The sequence below is a fragment of the Acinetobacter sp. 12966 genome (assembly GCF_031196995.1).
In the GTDB taxonomy this organism is placed as follows: Bacteria; Pseudomonadota; Gammaproteobacteria; order Pseudomonadales; family Moraxellaceae; genus Acinetobacter; species Acinetobacter geminorum.
In genome coordinates, this window is sequence record NZ_JAVIMC010000065.1 from 57,295 (window position 1) to 77,557 (window position 20,263).

The window sequence follows — 20,263 nt, forward strand, 5'->3', positions numbered from 1 at the left end:
TTTTTTGTCAGTGACATTCAAATTTTGACACATTAAAATGATTTCCAACCTTGAAAAAACAATGGAAATATAAAATGCCTACTGCGCAAGAAGTTTTAGATCGTCTGAAAGCCGGTAATCAACGATTTGTAAATGGAAATACTTCCCTTGCAAAAACCTTATCTCATCAAGAACGCGCTGAAATGGCAAAGGATCAAAATCCATTTGCAATTGTACTTGGCTGCTCAGATTCTCGTGTTCCAGCAGAGATGGTATTTGACCAAGGTCTTGGTGATTTATTTGTAATCCGTGTTGCTGGTAATGTGGTTGCACCTTCACAAGTCGGTAGTGTCGAGTTCGCAGCAGAGCGTTATGACTGCCCGGTTGTAGTCGTATTAGGACACAGTCATTGTGGCGCAATTCAGGCGACAATTGATACGTTAATGAATCCTGATCACCCTCCATCATCTAACCTAATGTCGATTGTGAACCGCGTTCGTCCATCAGTTGAAATTTTAATGCAGACTGATTTAAAAAATGATTTGAAAAAATTATCATGTCATGCGGTGCGTTCAAACGTTTTTGCTTCGGTAAATCAATTACGCCATGGTTCAGCGGTGTTAGAGAGCCTGATTGCAAAAGGTGAGTTGATTGTTGTCGGTGCAGAATATTCACTCGAAACTGGTGAAGTTACTTTTTTTGATTTCTGATCATATTAAAAAGAATATTTAAAGATAAAAGGTGCCTATAGGGCACCTTTTATATATGGGTAAGCTAAATTAAGTAGTTTTGACTGCGCTTGAGCATTGGGATGAATCAAATCATTTTGCATAAGCTGTTTTTGACCAGCAACGCCATCTAGAAAAAACGGAAGCAATTTCACCTGATATTTTTGGCTTACGACTTTATAATTATTTTCAAAAGCTTTGCTATATGCAGCCCCATAATTTGGCGGAATCTTCATACCAAAAAGAATAACTTTGGCTTTTTGTTTTTGGCTTAATTGAATGAGCTGATCCAGATTTTTTTGAATCATTTGAGGTGGTTGCCCACGCAAGCCGTCATTTCCACCTAATTCAATCACGACCACGTTCGGCTTATAGGTCTGCAATAATTTAGGTAATCGGGCTAAAGCGCCGCTTGTTGTTTCTCCACTAACACTTGCATTGACCACTTTGTGTTGTTTGGGATACTGTTGGTCTAAGCGTTTTTGCATTAATTGTACCCAACCTTGTTTGGGATCAATTCCATAACCGGCACTAATACTATCTCCTAAAATTAAAATAGTTTTTGCCGATACAAGCATAGGCAACATACTTAATGAGATGAGCATGATGCTTTTAGAACCAATCAAAAAAGATTTAAACATTTGTACTTCGACCCTGATTCTGAATACATAGGACTTTTCACATCATGCCACAACCCATCATTGCTGCCCATCAAGTTACACAAACTATTCAGATTAACCAAAATCAGTTTACGATTTTAAAAGATATTGATTTAGAGATTTTTGAAGGGGAACAGGTAGCAATTACGGGACGTTCCGGCTCAGGTAAATCAACCTTACTGGGAATTTTGGCGACTTTAGATCAACCGTCTGAAGGAGAAGTCTGGTTGTGTGGTCAAGCTGTACATCAGTTAACAGAGGAACAACGTGCCCAAATCAGAATGCAGCATATTGGTTTTGTATTTCAGTCTTTTCAACTTCTGCCTCAGTTGAGTGCGCTTGAAAATGTGATGTTACCTTTACGATTACGTAAAGATTTTGATTATAAAACAGCCGAGAAAAAAGCTTTAGATTGGTTGCATCGAGTAGGGCTGAGTCGTCAAGTTGAACAAACGCCTAAAGTCTTATCTGGTGGCGAACAACAACGTGTGGCAATTGCGAGAGCTCTCATTGCAGAACCACAAATTATTTTTGCCGATGAACCGACTGGAAATCTAGATGGTCAGACAGCACAAGAAATTGAAAGCTTACTCTTTGATTTAAACCGAGAGTTGGGTACGACTCTGATTTTAGTGACCCACGATCGTAATTTAGCAACCCTTTGTCAGCGCCATGTTGAGTTAGATGATGGCCGACTCAAGACAGTACAGGGTGGTTAAATGATGCGTAATCTTTTAAAACCACTTCTGCTACAAAGTTTTCGTACGGGTGGTCTATATCTACTCATTATTGCTCTATCGCTTGCGATCAGTGCAACAACTGCCCTGAAATTTAGTAACGATCAAGTTAAAAATGCAGTAAGTCTGCAAGCTTCTCAAATGCTAGGTGCTGATTTAGTTCTGTCGAATAACGAGCCTATCGAACAGTCGTGGAAAAAAAGGGCAGAGCAGCTAGATCTAAAACAAACCAATGTCACTATATTTAGCTCTATGGCACATACCCAAGATCAGTTTGTCATGGTTAATGTAAAAGCGATAGAACCTGCGTTTCCACTCAGAGGACAGTTGGAAATTGAACCAAGAGCTAAAGCGATTCAATCTGGTGAAGTTTGGCTAAGTCAAAGAGCAGCCGATTTACTTAAAGTAAAGCGAGGAGATGCTGTTTCTATTGCTGATGGTATCTTCCGTTTTAGTGGCGTGATTGTGCGTGATTCAAATCAGGAACTCGGTTTTTCAGGCTTTTCGCCAACCGTTATTATTCATCAAGCCGATATTGCTAAGACTCATGCGATTCAGACAGGGAGCAGAATTGACTATCGTTTATTAATGGCAGGTAGCCCTGAACAGGTTCAGTCATTTTCAAAGCAATTTAAGCAACAGCATCAACCTTCTAAAGATGTAGATGAAACGGCTGGCTTACGTTTACGTGATGCAAGTGAGTCGAATAGCAGGTTATTACGTCCGCTTGAAAATTTAGATACCTTTTTGCAATTGGCCAATATTTTAACGATTTTATTGTGTGGTATTGCCATCGCTTTAACGAGTCAAAGATATGTTCAACAAAACCAAGATCACATTGCACTTATTAGATGCTTAGGCGCCAGTAAGTTCCAAATCTTGTGGGTATATATTGGATTGCTTTGTATTGTCAGTGCGATTTCAATTGTGCTGGGAAGCCTATTAGGTTTAATCATGGGGTTTGGCCTGCTGCAACTTATGCTGCAATTGATCCCTCAATTAGAGTTAAGTTTTTCAGTTGTACCTCTTTTAATCGGTCCTTTACCAATTGCGATTTTTACAAGCGTGATTGTGCTGCTTGGTTTTATTTTGCCAAGCATCTGGGAGCTTTTAAATACACCTCCAATTCGAGTTATTCGCGAGCAAGCCAAATCTCGCAAATCATTATTCTTTATGTTTTTTGCAGGGATCACTAGCATAGTCGTTTTTAGTTTGGTATTGAGTGAAAACTTAATGCTCAGCATTCTGGTTTTAGCATCAATTATTGTTCTTTGTATTTTGCTTTACACAGTTGTTTGGCTATTGCTTCGCAGTTTAAAAAAGATGAAAAATCGTTTGTCTTTTTATATTCGTTCGCCATCGCAAAGCGCCTTACAAATTACTGCATTGGCTTTAGGCTTAAGTCTCATTACAGTACTCAGTGTATTAAGAACAGATTTATTAGAGCGTTGGCAACAACAACTTCCGGAAGGAACACCGAATCAATTTGTTTATGGATTACCTCCATTTGATTTAAAAGCCTTTGAGCAACAGTTAAAGCAACATGGTTGGCAAAGCACCCCGTTATATCCAAATATTCGTGGCCGATTACTGGCTAAAAATGATGTACCTTTTTCAGAAGAGGCTATAAAGCAAAATAATTCTTTACGCCGTGAACTGAATTTGACTCAATCAGATTTACTACCAAATGACAATGTCATTACAAATGGTCAAACTCAATTTAATGATGTAGGGCAAGTTTCAGTTGAAAGTAAAACTGCCGAAAGTTTAGGAATCCAAATTGGAGACAAGCTTACCTTTAGCCTGCCTGAAGGTACATTACAAGCCAAAGTTGTGAATTTCCGGAGTGTAGAGTGGGAAAGTTTTAGCCCTAACTTTTTCTTTATTTTTTCACCTAAAACGTTAGACGAAAATGCTGGAAGTTATTTAGGTAGTTTCTATGTGCCTAAGCAAGATCAACCTAAAATGATCACTATTATTCAGCAGTTCTCAAATACAGTATTTATTGATGTTGACCGGATTTTAGATGAAGTAAAACGCTTAATGAATGTTCTAGTCAAAATAGTAACTGTTCTAGCGGCATTAGTTGGTTTTTCTGGAATACTCGTTTTAATTGCTTGTCTAAATTTATTAATGGATGAGCGACGCCGTGAAGTTGCTTTGTTACGTTCATTTGGTTTATCTAAAAATAAAATGAAGCAAATGCTCAGTTTTGAGATTGGGTTTTTAGGTCTGTTAGCAGGCATAGTTGCCTGCTGTTTTGCAGAAGTGATTAGTGCGATCGCGAGCTATAAAATGAATATGGCAATACAGTGGCATATTGAAATATGGCTGATTTTACCAATTGGCATGATGCTGGTTTGTGCGCTGATTGGTCGTTATCGACTAGGCTATCTCTGTAATTTGCCACCTTTACAAAGTTTAAGAGAATTAAACCAATTGTAGTTTAAGGAATAATGTCAGGGTTCTGGATGATGATTTCATGCCATAGGGGAAGCAACGGTGAGTTGAGCTGTACACAGTACATATAAAAACCACCTGTAATTACAGCTGATCCTAATAAGCCTAAGATTTTAAGCACATTTTTTAACTTGCTGACATAGCTTAAGTACCACATCAGTGCAAGAAATGCTCCAATAATCATGCCGCCAATATGCGCGGCATTATTAATACCCGTTGCGACAAAGCCAAAAATAAGGTTGATGACCATAACCATTAATAAAGCTTTTTTATCGAGTATGTAGGCTTGGTGTGGAAGTGGGGGAAATAGAGAAAGTACTGTTAACGCAGCACCTAATCCCATCACGGCACCCGAAGCACCTGCACTGACATGAGGTAGTAAGCTTTGATCGAAATGTTGCAGTAATTCATGCCCATTTTGAATAGTCATATAGCTACTGAGAAGGCTACCAAATAAGCCAGCAAGTAAATACATACCTATAAAATAGAAGCGGCCAAATAGTGACTCAGCTACATTACCGAAAATATAGAGGGCCCACATGTTAAGCATGAGGTGAACAAGACCAAAATGAAAAAACATGCTGGTAAATAAGCGTTCGGGCTGCCCAGTAAAAGTAAGTGGTGTAAAATCAGCGCCCCAATGAATAGCATCTTTCATGGCTGGGTCGCTAATATCGACACCAGTCGCAATTTGCCAGACAAACAAACTTACATTAATCAAGATCAGTAAGGCGGTCAGCCACCAAGTTTGTACATTGAGTTTACGATTAATGTGCGGAGGCTGATATTGAGTCATGCTATGCTTTTGTTATATATGAACATGCTTAACAGCTTAACATGAAAAAAGTTGAATACAGGAGATCAGGACGAACATGAAAGCTTTTATTGTTCGCGTGTTGTTAATTTTTATTGGGGCAATTCTCCTTATTCAACTTTGGATTTTCTCAAGTTTGGTTTGGTGGCGTACACATGAAGTTGATACAACCATGTTTATGCGAATTGATTATTGGTCAGACACCTCAGAACCCATCATTCATGAATGGCTTGACTATGATGATATTAGCGACAATTTCAAACATGCGATTTTAGCTGGGGAAGATGCAAAATTTATTCATCATCATGGCTTTGACTGGGAAGGTATTCGTTTTGCTCTAGAGCGTAATAATGAAGAAGGAGAGGTTGTTGCTGGTGGTTCTACGGTGTCTCAACAACTTGCAAAGAACCTATTTTTATACAATAAGCGTTCGTTTATTCGTAAAGGCCAAGAAACTATCGCAACTTGGATGATGGAGCGAATATGGTCAAAACGCCGAATTCTTGAGGTGTATATGAATTCTGTTGAATTTGGCAAAAATCGATATGGTGTTGAAGCAGCCGCTCAATATTATTATGGTAAAAGTGCGAGAAGCTTGACGCGCGAACAAGCTGCTTTTTTAGCCGCATTATTGCCTGATCCAAAATATTATCAAGATCACCGCAACGATCGTAAACTACAATATAGAAAACGCGTTATTCTACGTTATATGAATAGTACCCAGATTCCTGAATAATGATGTTTAAAGATGTGTAAATTTTTTAGTTTTTACCAAATTGTCATATTTTTGCAGCATACTGTTTTATAGAGATTTTGGCTGGATAGAGAATTGAGTTAGACATGAATACAGCGATTACACCAACGACCCCAACAGAATATAGTTATAATGACCGTTATATAAATCGTGAATTGTCTATTCTTGACTTCCATTTGCGTGTATTGGAGCAAGCGGTAGACCCTTTACATCCATTACTTGAGCGAATGAATTTCTTGCTCATTTTTTCACGTAATCTAGACGAGTTTTTTGAAATTCGTGTTGCGGGGGTGATGGAGCAATTTTCTCTGGGCAATGAAAGTCGTAGCCCTGATGGTTTGACGCCAAGACAAGTCTTACAAAAAATCTCTGAAACTGCTCATGCTGCGATTGAACGTCAATATCGTATTTTAAATGAAGAAATCTTACCTAAGTTACGTGAAGAAGATATTTGCTTCCTCCGTCGTGGTGAACTAACGCCAGCACAGTCGGCTTGGATTAAGAAGTATTTTCAAGAACAAGTTGCACCTGTATTAACTCCAATTAGCTTAGATCCAGCGCATCCGTTCCCACGTCTCGTCAATAAGAGCTTAAACTTTATTGTGACCTTAGAAGGTAAAGATGCTTTTGGTCGTCAAATTGATTTGGCTGTGGTCCCAGCCCCACGTTCATTACCTCGCGTTGTACGCTTACCAGACGAATTAACGGGTGGTAAAGAACATCACGTCATGCTATCTGCAATTATCCATGAACATGTGTCCGATTTATTCCCTGGCATGACAGCAACGGGATGTTATCAATTCCGTGTTACACGTAATGCTGACTTGGCATTAAATGAAGATGTTGAAGATTTAGCTAAAGCTTTAAAAGGTGAATTAAGTTCTCGACGTTTTGGTCGTGCTGTTCGCTTAGAAGTAACTCATAACTGTCCGCAGCATATTTACGAGTACTTATTAGAAGAATTTGATTTAACTGATGAGCAATTATATAAAGTTGATGGTCCTGTAAACTTGGCTCGTCTGGTTTCAAATTTTAAACGCCCTCATTTGCGTTATGACTCACATACGCCGGTTGTGCCTAAAGTGTTTAAAAAGACCGAGAGCATTTTCTCTGCAATGCAGAAGCAAGACATTCTGCTTCATCATCCGTTTGAATCTTTCGCTCCCGTGATTCAGCTACTTCGTGAAGCTGCTCGCGATCCACAAGTATTGGCAATCAAGCAGACACTTTACCGTAGTGGTGCTGACTCTGAAATTGTACAGATCTTGGCAGAAGCAGCACGTAATGGAAAAGAAGTAACCGCAGTTATTGAATTGCGTGCCCGTTTTGATGAAGAGTCAAATATTGAAGTGGCTAACGTTTTACAAGAAGCGGGGGCTGTCGTTGTTTACGGTATTGTTGGTTATAAAACTCATGCCAAAATGATTATGGTGGTACGCCGTGAAAACAATAAACTTGTGCGTTACGTTCATTTAGGCACTGGTAATTACCATGCAATGAATGCTCGAATTTATACCGATTATGGTCTCATGACGACCGATAAAGATCTGTGTGAAGACGTGCACCGTATCTTCCAAGAACTCACGGGTATGGGCAAAATGGCGAAATTGAAAAAGCTATTACATGCACCATTTACCTTACATGCTCAGCTCATCAACTTTATTGATGACGAAATTGCCAATGCTAAGGCAGGACGTAAAGCTCAAATCATTGTGAAAGTGAATGCCTTAACGGAAGTTCAATTGATCAATAAATTATATGAAGCATCTCAAGCGGGTGTTCAAATTGATTTAATTATTCGTTCTATTTGCTGTTTACGTCCAGGATTGCCTAATTTATCAGAAAATATTCGTGTACGTTCAATTGTAGGACGCTTCCTTGAACATACTCGCGTTTATTACTTCAGCAATAATGGCGATGCACGTATTTACTGCTCAAGTGCAGACTGGATGGATCGTAATTTATTTAATCGTGTTGAGGCATGTTTCCCTATTGAAGATCCTGTTTTGAAAAAGCGTATCTATCAACAAGGGCTAGTAAACTATTTGCAAGATAACCAGCAAGCTTGGTTGTTACAGTCAGATGGTACTTGGGTGCGTGCTGAGCCAGCAGAGGGTGAAAAACTACATAATGCTCAAAGGGCATTACTAGAAATGATTAAATAATGAATTTTCAACTTGAATTAAAAAGCCGACAAAAGTCGGCTTTTTAATTCACTGAAATTCAAAGTAATTTAGTTAGATTTTCTAAATGGTTGTTGGATAAGCGATAATAATTTGAAGCACAGCAAGATGTTTTAAAAATATGTGATTTTTGCCATAAAACATTGAATTTTAAAAATATACAAATTACGAGAAATCTACTTTAATAAGCCGCACTAAATATACTTAACTTTGGTAAATGAATAAGATGCAATGCTTTATTAGAAGTTTACTTATTAAAATACTTTTGGGGATAACGTCAGTGACTGCTTATGCAGATCAGAAGTGTTATGGAGATATCATCGTATTTCAAAGATTTGATGATCAAGCAATATATCCTTATTTTGTGCCACTCTCTAATGATAAAACTAAAAAAAATGAAGAGAGGAATAAAGAAATAATCAACCAAACAAGAAAACAAAAGCAAGATGAGTTTTTAGCAAAAATGAAAACTGAAAAGATTCATACAAAAAAAATAGAAGAAAAGAAAGATTCTGAAAATAAAAAACAACTTGATGCTGCAATCGCTAAAGAGATTTTAGAAAATGGTGAAAAGAAATGGATGGTACAAGTTGCATTAGCAGCTAATCAAAATAAAGCAAATAAGATTCAGGCACAGCTTGAAGCAAAGGGCTACAAGGTTGTAACTAGCTCAACGACTAAAGGAATACGGGTCATGATAGATCCAGCCAACGATTATGCTATAGCACAAATCATTAGAGAAAAAATTATTTCCGATCATAGTTTGAACATGCAATCTGCTTGGGTATTTAAGTGGGCATCTCTTACACCGCAATAAAATAAAAAGGAGTCCGAAGACTCCTTTTTATTCATGTAAATTTGTGGTGATTTTCTGCATAATTTGCAGTAATACATCGAATTCACTTTGTAGTGGCGTACTTTTACGCGTAACGAGAGCCAAAGTGCGGCTTGGAGCATCTTCAATTCGTTTCGCAGTAATCTGATCATTAAATTTGATCATACTGTTTTCAATTGCAATTTCTGGTAAAAGCGTAAAGCCTAAATCAGAAGAAACCATTTCAACTAATGTTGGTAAAGAGCTTGCTTTTAAACGGTTGTCGTTCTTACGTTCACCGATAGGGCATGCACTTAAAACGTGGTCACGTAAACAGTGGCCTTCTTCAAGCAAAATTAATCTTGATAAATCAAGATCATCTAGAGAATTTGCTTGTAAAGCATTTGTATCTTGTTTACTACATACAAGGTACAAATTTTCTTTTGAGATTTCAGCGACTTTTAGGCCTCTGGTATCAAACGGTAGAGCAAGAACAATCATGTCTAGATTACCGTGTTCTAGACGCTCTACAATTTTTTCACTTTGAGCTTCATGCAGATGCAACTGAATTTTAGGTAACTGCTGATGCACTTCATCAAGTAACCGTGTCAGGATAAAAGGTGCAATGGTTGGGATAACTCCCAAATGCAAATCACCTGTTAACGGTTCACTCATTTCACGGCTCAATCGCATTAAATCTTGAGCATCTGCTAGTAATACACGGGCACGAGCAACAACTTGTTCACCCAATGGTGTTAAACGCACATTCTGACGGTCACGCTCTACCAGAACGCCACCTAACAATCGTTCAAGCTCCATGATGCCGCCTGATAACGTCGATTGCGTGACAAAAGAGCGGCGTGCTGCTTCAGTAAAATGCAAAGTTTCCGACAACGTAACTAAATATGATAGCTGTCTTAGTGAGGGTAATGCAGCCATAGTGTCCTAGTATGATGATTTAAAATGATGCGCAAATAAACCGCTAAGCTGAGGAATAAAATGTGCAGGGATATCATGCCCCATTCCATCAATTAATTCAAACTTAGCACCGGAAATTGCTTTTGCTACAGCCTTACCATGACTAGGTGGAAGTAAGCGATCACGAGAGCCATGTAAGACTAACGCAGGTTGCTTAATTTCACGGTCCAGTTGAAGTAAGGAGCCTGTACATAATATTGCTAAAAACTGTTGAAGTACACCAGCAGGATAATAGCTACGTTGATAAAGTTTGCGTGCAGTTTGCATTGCTTCAATCTGGTTGACGTAACCAGGTGAACCAATCAATTGAAATAATTTTAAACTGTGATTAACAATACCATCTTCGTCACGTGACTCAGGTTTGCCAATTAAACTCAAAAGCTGTTTCGGAAAAGGAGGGGGTAAAAAAGGCTGATTATTACTTGTAAACATGAGCCCCAATTTCTCAACCTTTTCAGGATATTTTGCTGCAAGAATTTGAGCGATCATCCCGCCCATTGATGCACCAATGACATGTGTTTTAGTCACGCCTAAGCGGTCAATAAGCATTGATACATCATCTGCCATATCATGCAGAGTATAAGGGGCACCTTGATTACTTAACCCCAGCGCAAAGCGACCCATCAATTTAACCGTATTTAACCGTTTACCTTCATGACGTACTTTTGAAGAAAGGCCAATATCACGGTTATCAAAACGAATAACACGAAAACCTTGATCAATGAGTGATTTACAGAAAAAATCCGGCCAGAAAAGCATTTGAGCCCCAAGACCCATAATCAGCAAAATGGTTGGATGTTCCGGTTTTCCACCTACTTCTACATGTAGCTCAATACCATTGCCTAAGTTGACTTTGGTTTCTTGCATGAAAGATGTGTACGGCGAAATGTTAAACTGTAAGGCACTATTCATGTTATTCATTCCTTAAAGGAATACTCACAAAAGAGTATTCCTGATTCAAACCTTATGCTTGGGCTGGAATAAGATCTGGAACAAGCTTTGTTAAAGTTAAGCGTTGTTTACCTGCTGTTGCACCTAACAATACGAAACCACGCAATGTTCCTTCATTGTCAATTGCTTTAGCAAGCATACCATCGTCGAACTCTTCTGTTTCCCAGTTCACTTCTACATCTACTGGTGCCGGTAATACTGTAAGTGGAGCTGCAGGAGTTTTTACTGCAACGGGCATAGCAGGGTAGTGTACGGCAGTTTGTTGTCCGCTGAGGGTTTTAGCAAGAGCACGAGCTTGCTGCATAATCGGCATTACATATGGAAGTAGCGTGCCATTTACTTCAGCGCAATCGCCAATTGCATAAATGTCGGCTTGATTCGTTTCAAGTAAACTATTGGTAATAATTCCACGGCTTGTTTGAATATCTGCACTTTTAGCAAGTGAAATATTTGGCTGTAAACCAATGGCTGAAAGAACAATGTCTGCTACCAAAGTTTGGCCGTTTGCGAGTGTAATCGCATAATCTTCGCCATCATTAATTTTGCTGACTTTTTCAACGGTTGTGCCTAATGCAAATTTAACACCAGCCTCTTCGAGATTTTGCTGGAATGCAGAAGCAATATGACCTGGCAATAAGCGGCCTAATGGTTGAGGTGCCAAATCAATGACAGTAATGTCATATTCACTGTGAAGTAAGTCATTGGCGAATTCACAACCAATTAAACCAGCACCTAAAATAACAACACGTTTGTCTTTACGTTGAGCTAGATTTTCACGGAAAGCACGGTAATCAATTAGCGAGTTCACTACATGAATGTCATCGCTACCATCGCCTGCAATTGCAAGACGAATTGGGTTAGCACCAACAGCTAAAATCAGTTTTGAATAGGGTTGATTCGAAGTTACCCCATCTTTCTCAAGAACAAGCTCATGGCGTTCAGTCAAAATTTCTTTTACATAAGTAAAAGGCTCAATACGCATATTGAGTTGGGTACCCATTTTTGCAGCATCACCTAATGGAATTTGTTCAGGTGCTTTTTTACCTGCAAATGCATTTGATAATGTTGGTTTTGCATAATTCACTGCATCATCCGCACAAATCATCACAAGTTCTTGCTCTGGACTAAGCTTACGAAATTCACGCGCTAAGGTATAACCCGCCATGCCTGATCCGATAATAACGATAGGATGCATTTTTCTCTCCAGAGTTAGAATTATTTATTTAATACGGTGATTGGTAATATTTGTAAAAAAGACCATGTCAATCATGGCCTTTTACTTGAAGTCATTAGATTTCGATCATTTCGAAGTCAGCTTTTGAAACGCCGCAATCAGGGCAAGTCCAGTCATCAGGGATATCTTCCCATTTTGTTCCAGCTGCAATGCCGTCTTGTGGCCAACCTTCTGCTTCATCGTAAATCCATCCACAAACGATACATTGATATTTTTTCATGAGACTCTCCGCACTGATAAGTTTGCTCAAAGCTGCCTTTCAGTAAAACTATTCCATCTATTAATAATGTAACCACGATCCGGTCAATAATAACCAATGTGCCTTTGATCGGATATCAAATTTTTACGCAGTTCTACATTTAATGTAAAGCAAATAACGGAGTTTAATCATTCGTAAGCAAAGATGAATGGCAGGTTAGGACAAATAAGTGGTTTTTTAGGCAAAACTTGAGCATAAACTAATAATAACTAATACATTCTTAACGTTAATTGTAAACTTAATGTTGTTTGTGAAATTATTGAGAAATAAAAAGTGTCTGCTCATTTAAAAGATTTATATAATAAGGAAGCTAAATAACAACAAATGAAAATGTAATAGATGTCATCATTAAATCCGAAAATTAAAATTCGACATCATAAGAACGGAATAAATCAGGGAAGTGAAGTATGGAAAACTTAGTATACGAAGTAGACATTGAAGCGCCTATAGAGAAAGTATGGGAATTGCTCTGGAATAACGAGACATATAATACTTGGACAAAATTCTTTGCCCCAGATTCCTCAATGCGTACCGATTGGCAAGTAGATGGTAAAACTTATTTTTTAGATGGTGAAGGAAATGGCATGATTTCCACAATCAAAGAATTGAAAAAACCGGAAATTTTGATTTTTAAACATTTAGGAATGATTAAGGACGGTAAGGAAGATTTAGAAAGTGACGAAGTTAAAGGATGGAGTGGTTCCCTAGAAAAATATTTTCTAAGCCAACACGATAATGTAACTACTTTAAGAGTCGAATTGGCCACCTTACCCGAATATATGGGTATGTTGAAAAGTGGCTTCGTCCAAGGTTTTGAGGTAATCAAGAAATTGGCAGAAAAAAATAAATAATCTGTTTAAATCTAAGCCAAATATTTTTTATAAATTTTCATAATCAAATCATTGATGCGAGAAGGATAGGCTAAGCGATGATGTCCACCTTCAAATGTTTCAATATTCATGTAGGGTGCAAGTTTTTCTTGAACCTGATACATATCAAGTTGCTCATCTCCTAATTCTAAATAGGCCATTTTAGGATTAGAGATGGTGAGCTCCTCTTCAGAAAGTTGAGGATAGTCAGGTCGAAAACTAGGTGTAAGACTTGGATTTGCCACAATCACAGCTAATTTATGTTGAGCGGCAGTTTTTAAGGCCCAATATCCTCCAAGGCTGTGACCAACCAGTAAATCTGGTTTGATCGTTTGAATAGCCTGATGATAAAAGTACTCAACAGACGCATAACTTAAGTTACGATAATCAACGTCAATACAAAATTTTTCAGGATGTAAAATGGCGTGGAACTTTGTCGATTCACGAGAAGAATCCAAGCCATGTAAAAATAGAATTTTCATTATTTACGACACAATCTCATTGATAAAATACAAGGCAAATAGGGCCTTTGAATATCGAGGTTATTTGGATTTTTTTATATTTTACTAAAAGCTTTAAAAAATGATCTTAGCGATTGGTCTAAGTCATTTTGCCTTTAAAAAGTACTGCTCTTTTCCATAAATTGTCTTTTTTCATTTTTGTTTGATTGAAATCATTCGAAAAACTCCTGCAATCTGTTAAGCTATGCCACTTCATTTTTACTTAATCGAGGCAGAGATGACGCAACAAAACGCTCAATCGACTTCTGAACCAACTATTTCCGAAAACGATTTAATTGCACAGCGTCATGCCAAATTAAAGCAAATCCAAGATGTTGCGAAGGAAACTGGAAAGAGTCCTTGGCCAAATACTTTTAAGCGTGAACATTACGCAGCTGATCTACAAGAACAATTTAAAGATCAGTCGAAAGAACAAATTGAAAGCGCTGAGCATGTTTATGTAAAAGTGGCTGGCCGTGTCATGTTAAACCGTGGTTCTTTCATGGTGATTCAAGACATGACAGGTCGTATTCAGTTATATGTTGACCGTAAAGGCTTACCAAAAGATATTCTTGAAACTATTAAAGGTTTAGATCTTGGTGACATTATTGCTGCCGAAGGTTATATCGGACGTTCGGGCAAAGGTGACTTATATGTTCATCTTGAAGGTTTTGAACTTCTTACAAAATCTCTTCGTCCGTTACCAGATAAATTTCATGGCTTAAATGACACAGAAGTTAAGTACCGTAAACGCTACCTTGACTTAATTGTGAATGAAGAAACACGTAAAACTTTTGAAATCCGCGCCAAAGTTGTTGCTGGTATCCGAGCGTTCTTAAACAACGAACGTTTCATGGAAGTTGAAACGCCAATGATGCATGTGATTCCAGGTGGTGCTTCTGCACGTCCATTTGAAACGCATCACAATGCTTTGGATATGCCTTTATTCTTACGTATTGCGCCTGAACTTTATTTGAAGCGTTTAGTGGTTGGTGGTTTTGAGCGTGTGTTCGAAATCAACCGTAACTTCCGTAATGAAGGGGTGTCAACACGCCACAACCCTGAATTCACGATGATCGAGTTTTATCAGGCATATGCTGATTATAAAGACTTAATGGCATTGACTGAAAATATGCTTGAAAAGTTGGCTTTAGATATTCTAGGTACAACTGATGTTCCTTACCAAGGTGAAGTATTTAGCTTCAAAGGACCATTCAAGAAAATCTCTATGTTCGATGCGATTTTAGAGAATAACCCGCAGTTCACACCTGAAAATGTAAGTGATCGCGAGTTTCTTGCAAAATTTATTCGTGAAGAGTTGAAAGAAGAAGTTAAGCCAGGTTTTGGTTTAGGTAAGCTTCAAACAATCGTATTTGAAGAAACTGTTGAGACTAAACTTCGTCAGCCAACATTTATTACCGATTATCCAGCGGAAACATCTCCATTGGCTCGTCGTAACGATGACAATCCACACGTTACAGATCGTTTTGAATTCTTCATCGGTGGTCGTGAATTAGCAAATGGCTTCAGCGAGTTAAATGACCCAATCGATCAAGCTGAGCGTTTCCAAGCGCAAGTTGCTGAAAAAGACGCTGGTGATGATGAAGCAATGCATTACGATGCAGAGTTTGTTGAAGCACTTGAATATGGTTTACCTCCAACAGCAGGTGAAGGTATTGGTATTGACCGTTTGGTTATGTTATTTGCTGACGCACCAAGCATCCGCGATGTAATTTTATTCCCGCATATGCGCCGTAAAGAAGGCTAATCTTCTAAGATGCGAAAAGGCAGTATTTATACTGCCTTTTTTATTACTTTTTATATCTAGAAACTTACCTACTTATACTAATCTTAAGATAGCGTTAAAAAATGTAATTGCACAGTTTAACAATTGCAAAGTTGTGATAAAAAATTTAAGGTGTTGCTCATAAATAACTTTGAGAATTGTGCTGGCATGTTTCTAAGAAAAACACTTTCGATTGCAATATTGGCAACTGCTTCATCCGCTATTTTTGCACAAGGTTTGGTGCTAAATGATGAGGACTTACGTACAGACTTAAATTGGTTAAATCAGCAAGGTGTTATTAATATTAGCACTTCAACTTGGCCGTTAAGTGGTGATGAAATTCAGCGTGCACTCTCTCAGGCAAAAGTGTCTCATCCAGCTCAACAAAAAGTTATTAACTCAGTTCTTAATGCATTAAAAGCAGATAACAATACAGTGAAAGTGGGTGCTTTTGCTGAAACTGATATTAAAAATATTCCACAAGCATTTGGTGATAACCAAAAAGCTCAATATCAAGGTTCGTTAGAATTTAATGCGGGTGGTGAAAACTGGGATGCAAAAATCCGAGTAAATGCAGAAAAAGACCCGCAAATCGACAATGGGCAAGATGTTAATGTCGAGGGTTCATATGTCGCTGGTAAACTTTGGAATCAATGGGTAGTTGCAGGTCAAATTCCAACATGGTGGGGACCTGGACACGATGGTAGTTTAATTCGTGGTGATGCGAGTCGTCCCGTTTATGGCGTGACTGCACAGCGTGCTGTGCAAAATGCTTTTGAAACAAAATGGTTATCTTGGATTGGGCCTTGGCAATATCAAGCTTTTGCAGGTCAATTAGATGATTATAAAGCAGTTCCTGATGCTAAATTATTAGGTTTACGTGTAACTGCAAGACCATTACCTTATTTAGAACTCGGTGCTTCTCGAACTTTACAATGGGGTGGTGAAGGACGTTCTGAAAGTTGGGATTCTTTATGGAATGCGATTAAGGGTAATGATAATGTTTATGATGCCTCTGAAGACAGGTCTAACCAAATTGCTGGATTTGATGCCCGTTTAAATCTTCAATCTCTTTTAAATGCTCCTGTTGGCGTTTATGGGCAATATGTGGGTGAAGATGAGGCTGGGTTACTACCATCTAAAAAGATGTATTTAGCTGGGGTTGATTATTCGTCAAGCTACAATGATATGCCATATCAACTTTATGCGGAATGGGCTGATACACGAACCAATGGTGATGTAAAAGGTATTTCTTATAACCATTATATTTATAAAGATGGTTATTACCAACACGGTTTCCCGTTAGGACATGCGATGGGGGGTGATGGGCAAATGTATTCAGTGGGTGGTGATATCCGCTTTGATGTCATGAACCGTTTAAGTGGTCGCGCTATGGTGGTTAAAGTTAACCAATCTAACTTGGCAATCAATAAAGCATTCCCTAAAGATGATGAAATTAAAGCACTTGATTTAACGTGGACGCATTTCATTAAACCTGATCTTCCATTAAAAATTAATGGATGGGTAAGTGATTCGGATCTTGAGGGTAATGATGCAGGTGCATCTATTGGTATTGAAATTCCATTAGAACGTAAAATGTTTGGTTTCTAAGATTAGATCATGTTTTCAAAAAGAGAAGCGATTAATGCTTCTCTTTTTTATGGTTTTTAAAGAAATCTAAAGACTAGAACATGATTTGCTTAAGTTAACTACACAAGCTAGGATTACAAAGTTGTGCAAGTGAATCAGCATATTACATGCATATGATTAAATCGAATATCAATATGAAAAAACAAGCAAAAGGAATCGGTTTTAAATCACTATAATGCATAACTAATGCTATAAGCGATATAAAGGCTTGTAGTTGGATTATCTATCACGAAAAATTGGAGTTGTTATGGCACTCGTTCCTCCACATGGTCTTCTAGGTGGTGGTTTAATACTACTTCTAGATTTTATGGGCAAAATGGATAGAGAAGGACGTGTTCATGACTGAATCAAGACTCACACATCTCAAGCAACTTGAAGCTGAAAGTATTCATATTATCCGTGAAGTTGCTGCAGAATTCGAAAACCCAGTCATGCTTTACTCAATTGGTAAAGACTCGGCTGTTATGCTTCATCTTGCATTAAAAGCATTTTATCCAGCGAAACTTCCATTCCCATTATTACATGTAGATACGGGTTGGAAGTTTAAAGATATGATCGCGTTTCGCGATAACATGGCAAAAACTCATGGTTTTGACTTAATTGTTCATCAAAACAAAGAAGGCCGTGAAGCTGGGATCAACCCATTTGATCATGGTAGTTCAAAATATACAGATATTATGAAAACCCAAGCTTTAAAACAGGCTTTGGATAAATATCAATTTGATGCTGCTTTTGGTGGTGCACGTCGTGATGAAGAAAAATCACGTGCGAAAGAGCGTGTATATTCATTCCGTGATAGTAAACACCGTTGGGACCCTAAAAACCAACGTCCTGAACTTTGGAACCTTTACAATGGTAAAGTGAACAAAGGCGAAAGTATTCGTGTATTCCCATTATCGAACTGGACAGAGTTGGATATCTGGCAATATATCTATTTAGAAAATATTCAAATTGTTCCTCTTTATTTCTCTGCTGTTCGTCCAGTAGTAGAGCGTAGTGGTACGTTAATCATGGTTGATGACGAGCGTATGCGCTTAAAAGAGGGTGAAGTTCCACAGATGAAGTCTGTACGTTTCCGTACGCTTGGCTGTTACCCGTTAACTGGTGCAGTTGAGTCTGAAGCAGATACGTTACCTGAAATTATCCAAGAGATGCTTTTAGCCACGAGTTCTGAGCGTCAAGGTCGTATGATTGACCATGATGAAGCGGGCTCAATGGAAAAGAAAAAGCAAGAAGGCTATTTCTAAGACAATTTCTAAATTTGTGGAGTTTGAGCAATGTCTCATCAATCAGAATTAATCAGTCAAGATATCTTGGCCTATTTAAAGCAACATGAACAAAAAGACCTTCTACGCTTTTTGACTTGCGGTAATGTAGACGATGGTAAAAGTACGCTTATTGGGCGTTTACTTTACGATTCAAAATTGATTTATGAAGATCAATTGCAAGCAGTAACGCGTGACAGTAAAAAAGTAGGAACTACGGGTGATGCACCAGACTTGGCATTACTAGTAGATGGACTACAAGCAGAACGTGAACAAGGTATTACCATTGACGTAGCTTACCGTTATTTCTCAACAGAAAAACGTAAGTTTATTATTGCGGATACCCCAGGGCATGAACAATATACCCGTAACATGGCAACAGGTGCGTCGACTGCGGACTTGGCAATCATCTTGATTGATGCACGTTATGGTGTACAAACTCAAACTCGTCGCCATACTTTTATTGCAAGTTTGCTTGGTATTAAAAATATCGTTGTTGCAATCAATAAGATGGACTTGGTTGAATATTCACCTGAACGTTTCACTGAAATTCAGATTGAATATGATGCTTTCGTAGGCCAATTAGGTGATCGCCGTCCTGCCAATATTCAGTTTGTACCAATCTCTGCTTTAAATGGCGATAACGTTGTAAATTCGTCAGCTCATACGCCTTGGTACAAGGGTCAAACCTTGATGAGCATTCTTGAGTCTGTGGAAATCAGTCGTGAATCGAACAAACACGAATTCCGTTTCCCTGTTCAGTATGTAAACCGTCCAAACCTTGATTTCCGTGGTTTTGCGGGTACCGTTGCTTTAGGTGAAATCAATGTTGGTGATGAGATTGTTGCACTACCATCAGGTAAGCGCTCAACAGTTAAAGAAATCGTTACTTTTGATGGAAACCTTGAGCAGGCTGTAGCGGGTCAAGCGGTTACATTGACCCTGAATGATGAAATTGATATTAGCCGTGGTAACGTTCTAGTACGTGCTGGCGAGCAACCATTAATTTCACGTAGTGTTCGTGCTTCAGTGGTGTGGATGAATGAACATCCGCTCGTGAAAGGTAAGTTGTACAACGTTAAAATTGGTACCCAGACTGTTCCTGCTAAAGTTACTAATATTCACTATCGAGTGAATGTGAATACACTTGAACATACTCATGTGGAAGAGCTTGAGTTAAATGCAATTGCAGATGTTGTAGTTGAGTTCGACGCGCCAGTTGTGTTTGATCAATATCAAGATTCTCGTTATACAGGTTCATTCATCTTTATTGACCGCTTAAGCAACGTAACTGTTGGTGCAGGCATGGTTGAAGCTGCCGTTGAATGGACTGCTCATAGTAATCCTGTAACAGCTGAAGATCGTGCTGCACGTTTGGGCCAAAAGCCAGCGGTGATTGGGATTTCTGCACAGTTAATCGAGAAAGCTCAAGTTTTAGAAAGCTTGCTGATTCAGCAAGGTGTAGTTGCGATTGCAAAAGCCAACTTAACTGCTGAGCAAATTACTTTATTGCGTGAGACAGGTGTTGTGGTTATCACAACTTCTGTGGAAGGTACGGATACAGAAGTTACTGCTGAAACCGTTGAAGAGGCAGCTGAAAAAGTTGTGGAGTTAGTTCGTCTTTAAGAGACTGAATTAATTTT

20 protein-coding genes are annotated in these 20,263 nt (G+C 38.5%); 12 read left to right on the plus strand and 8 right to left on the minus strand.

Annotated features, from left to right (window positions below; translation table 11 throughout):
* Positions 1 to 74 precede the first annotated feature (74 nt).
* Entirely contained in the window at positions 75 to 689 is a 615-nt protein-coding gene (locus RFW85_RS10070) for a carbonic anhydrase (protein WP_002117769.1), read from the plus strand.
* Between the two features lie 35 nt (positions 690 to 724).
* On the opposite strand, the gene RFW85_RS10075 is transcribed toward RFW85_RS10070, so the two are convergent.
* Positions 725 to 1,348, minus strand: coding sequence for an arylesterase (locus RFW85_RS10075; RefSeq protein ID WP_309171497.1), 624 nt, complete (start codon positions 1,346 to 1,348; stop codon positions 725 to 727).
* A 44-nt stretch (positions 1,349 to 1,392) separates the two neighbouring features.
* On the opposite strand from RFW85_RS10075, the gene RFW85_RS10080 reads away from it, so the two are divergent.
* Together RFW85_RS10080 and RFW85_RS10085 are read left to right on the plus strand one after the other, a co-directional pair.
* On the plus strand, positions 1,393 to 2,085 hold the full coding sequence (locus tag RFW85_RS10080) for an ABC transporter ATP-binding protein (RefSeq protein ID WP_005802976.1): 693 nt from the start codon (positions 1,393 to 1,395) through the stop codon (positions 2,083 to 2,085).
* A 3-nt stretch (positions 2,086 to 2,088) separates the two neighbouring features.
* Positions 2,089 to 4,548: an ABC transporter permease gene (locus RFW85_RS10085; RefSeq protein ID WP_170248959.1), complete on the plus strand. Its 2,460-nt coding sequence runs from the start codon at positions 2,089 to 2,091 to the stop codon at positions 4,546 to 4,548.
* Between the two features lies 1 nt (position 4,549).
* Here the strand turns inward: RFW85_RS10085 and RFW85_RS10090 are convergent, their stop codons facing one another.
* Positions 4,550 to 5,359: a rhomboid family intramembrane serine protease gene (locus RFW85_RS10090; RefSeq protein ID WP_170248900.1), complete on the minus strand. Its 810-nt coding sequence runs from the start codon at positions 5,357 to 5,359 to the stop codon at positions 4,550 to 4,552.
* Positions 5,360 to 5,435: 76 nt separating this feature from the next.
* Between RFW85_RS10090 and mtgA the strand changes: the two genes are divergently transcribed.
* Both mtgA and ppk1 read left to right on the plus strand, forming a co-directional pair.
* The gene (mtgA, locus tag RFW85_RS10095) at positions 5,436 to 6,113 is read left to right on the plus strand and encodes a monofunctional biosynthetic peptidoglycan transglycosylase (protein ID WP_170248901.1); all 678 of its coding nucleotides are present in this window, start codon (positions 5,436 to 5,438) and stop codon (positions 6,111 to 6,113) included.
* Between the two features lie 104 nt (positions 6,114 to 6,217).
* Positions 6,218 to 8,296, plus strand: a complete 2,079-nt coding sequence (gene ppk1 / locus RFW85_RS10100) for a polyphosphate kinase 1 (protein ID WP_170248902.1) — start codon at positions 6,218 to 6,220, stop codon at positions 8,294 to 8,296.
* 58 nt (positions 8,297 to 8,354) lie between these two features.
* Here ppk1 and RFW85_RS10105 read toward each other — a convergent pair whose 3' ends face one another.
* Complete coding sequence (locus tag RFW85_RS10105; protein ID WP_170248961.1) at positions 8,355 to 8,480, minus strand: hypothetical protein; 126 nt, start codon at positions 8,478 to 8,480, stop codon at positions 8,355 to 8,357.
* 60 nt (positions 8,481 to 8,540) lie between these two features.
* Here RFW85_RS10105 and RFW85_RS10110 point away from each other — a divergent pair, with 60 nt between their 5' ends.
* Positions 8,541 to 9,131 carry an SPOR domain-containing protein gene (locus tag RFW85_RS10110; protein ID WP_170248963.1) on the plus strand — a complete coding sequence of 197 codons (591 nt, stop codon included), beginning with the start codon at positions 8,541 to 8,543 and terminating at the stop codon, positions 9,129 to 9,131.
* Between the two features lie 27 nt (positions 9,132 to 9,158).
* Here the strand turns inward: RFW85_RS10110 and oxyR are convergent, their stop codons facing one another.
* The 4 genes from oxyR to rubA form a co-directional block, all read right to left on the minus strand.
* Positions 9,159 to 10,067, minus strand: a complete 909-nt coding sequence (gene oxyR / locus RFW85_RS10115; RefSeq protein ID WP_170248903.1) for a LysR family transcriptional regulator OxyR — start codon at positions 10,065 to 10,067, stop codon at positions 9,159 to 9,161.
* A gap of 6 nt (positions 10,068 to 10,073) precedes the next feature.
* A complete protein-coding gene (gene estB / locus RFW85_RS10120) occupies positions 10,074 to 11,018 on the minus strand; it encodes an esterase EstB (protein WP_002117541.1) in 945 nt (314 codons plus the stop codon).
* A 52-nt stretch (positions 11,019 to 11,070) separates the two neighbouring features.
* Positions 11,071 to 12,252, minus strand: coding sequence for a rubredoxin reductase RubB (gene rubB / locus RFW85_RS10125; protein WP_170248904.1), 1,182 nt, complete (start codon positions 12,250 to 12,252; stop codon positions 11,071 to 11,073).
* Between the two features lie 94 nt (positions 12,253 to 12,346).
* The gene (gene rubA / locus RFW85_RS10130) at positions 12,347 to 12,511 is read right to left on the minus strand and encodes a rubredoxin RubA (protein WP_000760495.1); all 165 of its coding nucleotides are present in this window, start codon (positions 12,509 to 12,511) and stop codon (positions 12,347 to 12,349) included.
* Between the two features lie 446 nt (positions 12,512 to 12,957).
* On the opposite strand from rubA, the gene RFW85_RS10135 reads away from it, so the two are divergent.
* Entirely contained in the window at positions 12,958 to 13,401 is a 444-nt protein-coding gene (locus RFW85_RS10135) for an SRPBCC domain-containing protein (RefSeq protein ID WP_170248905.1), read from the plus strand.
* A gap of 11 nt (positions 13,402 to 13,412) precedes the next feature.
* On the opposite strand, the gene RFW85_RS10140 is transcribed toward RFW85_RS10135, so the two are convergent.
* The gene (locus tag RFW85_RS10140) at positions 13,413 to 13,901 is read right to left on the minus strand and encodes a YqiA/YcfP family alpha/beta fold hydrolase (protein WP_170248906.1); all 489 of its coding nucleotides are present in this window, start codon (positions 13,899 to 13,901) and stop codon (positions 13,413 to 13,415) included.
* A gap of 256 nt (positions 13,902 to 14,157) precedes the next feature.
* On the opposite strand from RFW85_RS10140, the gene lysS reads away from it, so the two are divergent.
* The 5 genes from lysS to cysN all read left to right on the plus strand — a co-directional run bounded on the left by lysS (position 14,158) and on the right by cysN (position 20,246).
* The gene (gene lysS / locus RFW85_RS10145) at positions 14,158 to 15,687 is read left to right on the plus strand and encodes a lysine--tRNA ligase (RefSeq protein WP_005070604.1); all 1,530 of its coding nucleotides are present in this window, start codon (positions 14,158 to 14,160) and stop codon (positions 15,685 to 15,687) included.
* 186 nt (positions 15,688 to 15,873) lie between these two features.
* Positions 15,874 to 17,316: a capsule assembly Wzi family protein gene (locus RFW85_RS10150; RefSeq protein WP_086264887.1), complete on the plus strand. Its 1,443-nt coding sequence runs from the start codon at positions 15,874 to 15,876 to the stop codon at positions 17,314 to 17,316.
* A gap of 253 nt (positions 17,317 to 17,569) precedes the next feature.
* A complete protein-coding gene (locus tag RFW85_RS10155) occupies positions 17,570 to 17,701 on the plus strand; it encodes a hypothetical protein (RefSeq protein ID WP_002117520.1) in 132 nt (43 codons plus the stop codon).
* Positions 17,694 to 18,602, plus strand: coding sequence for a sulfate adenylyltransferase subunit CysD (gene cysD, locus RFW85_RS10160; RefSeq protein WP_000140408.1), 909 nt, complete (start codon positions 17,694 to 17,696; stop codon positions 18,600 to 18,602). Before RFW85_RS10155 ends, cysD begins: the two co-directional genes overlap by 8 nt.
* Before the next feature lie 30 nt (positions 18,603 to 18,632).
* Entirely contained in the window at positions 18,633 to 20,246 is a 1,614-nt protein-coding gene (gene cysN, locus RFW85_RS10165; RefSeq protein ID WP_170248907.1) for a sulfate adenylyltransferase subunit CysN, read from the plus strand.
* Positions 20,247 to 20,263 lie beyond the last annotated feature (17 nt).

What these genes read in the sequence shown, in the direction of transcription:
- RFW85_RS10070 (WP_002117769.1), top strand. Translation starts at nt 75, where the DNA reads ATGCCTACTGCGCAAGAAGTTTTAGATCGTCTGAAAGCCGGTAATCAA.
- RFW85_RS10075 (WP_309171497.1), bottom strand. Translation starts at nt 1,348, where the DNA reads ATGTTTAAATCTTTTTTGATTGGTTCTAAAAGCATCATGCTCATCTCA.
- RFW85_RS10080 (WP_005802976.1), top strand. Translation starts at nt 1,393, where the DNA reads ATGCCACAACCCATCATTGCTGCCCATCAAGTTACACAAACTATTCAG.
- RFW85_RS10085 (WP_170248959.1), top strand. Translation starts at nt 2,089, where the DNA reads ATGCGTAATCTTTTAAAACCACTTCTGCTACAAAGTTTTCGTACGGGT.
- RFW85_RS10090 (WP_170248900.1), bottom strand. Translation starts at nt 5,359, where the DNA reads ATGACTCAATATCAGCCTCCGCACATTAATCGTAAACTCAATGTACAA.
- mtgA (WP_170248901.1), top strand. Translation starts at nt 5,436, where the DNA reads ATGAAAGCTTTTATTGTTCGCGTGTTGTTAATTTTTATTGGGGCAATT.
- ppk1 (WP_170248902.1), top strand. Translation starts at nt 6,218, where the DNA reads ATGAATACAGCGATTACACCAACGACCCCAACAGAATATAGTTATAAT.
- RFW85_RS10110 (WP_170248963.1), top strand. Translation starts at nt 8,541, where the DNA reads ATGCAATGCTTTATTAGAAGTTTACTTATTAAAATACTTTTGGGGATA.
- oxyR (WP_170248903.1), bottom strand. Translation starts at nt 10,067, where the DNA reads ATGGCTGCATTACCCTCACTAAGACAGCTATCATATTTAGTTACGTTG.
- estB (WP_002117541.1), bottom strand. Translation starts at nt 11,018, where the DNA reads ATGAATAGTGCCTTACAGTTTAACATTTCGCCGTACACATCTTTCATG.
- rubB (WP_170248904.1), bottom strand. Translation starts at nt 12,252, where the DNA reads ATGCATCCTATCGTTATTATCGGATCAGGCATGGCGGGTTATACCTTA.
- rubA (WP_000760495.1), bottom strand. Translation starts at nt 12,511, where the DNA reads ATGAAAAAATATCAATGTATCGTTTGTGGATGGATTTACGATGAAGCA.
- RFW85_RS10135 (WP_170248905.1), top strand. Translation starts at nt 12,958, where the DNA reads ATGGAAAACTTAGTATACGAAGTAGACATTGAAGCGCCTATAGAGAAA.
- RFW85_RS10140 (WP_170248906.1), bottom strand. Translation starts at nt 13,901, where the DNA reads ATGAAAATTCTATTTTTACATGGCTTGGATTCTTCTCGTGAATCGACA.
- lysS (WP_005070604.1), top strand. Translation starts at nt 14,158, where the DNA reads ATGACGCAACAAAACGCTCAATCGACTTCTGAACCAACTATTTCCGAA.
- RFW85_RS10150 (WP_086264887.1), top strand. Translation starts at nt 15,874, where the DNA reads ATGTTTCTAAGAAAAACACTTTCGATTGCAATATTGGCAACTGCTTCA.
- cysD (WP_000140408.1), top strand. Translation starts at nt 17,694, where the DNA reads ATGACTGAATCAAGACTCACACATCTCAAGCAACTTGAAGCTGAAAGT.
- cysN (WP_170248907.1), top strand. Translation starts at nt 18,633, where the DNA reads ATGTCTCATCAATCAGAATTAATCAGTCAAGATATCTTGGCCTATTTA.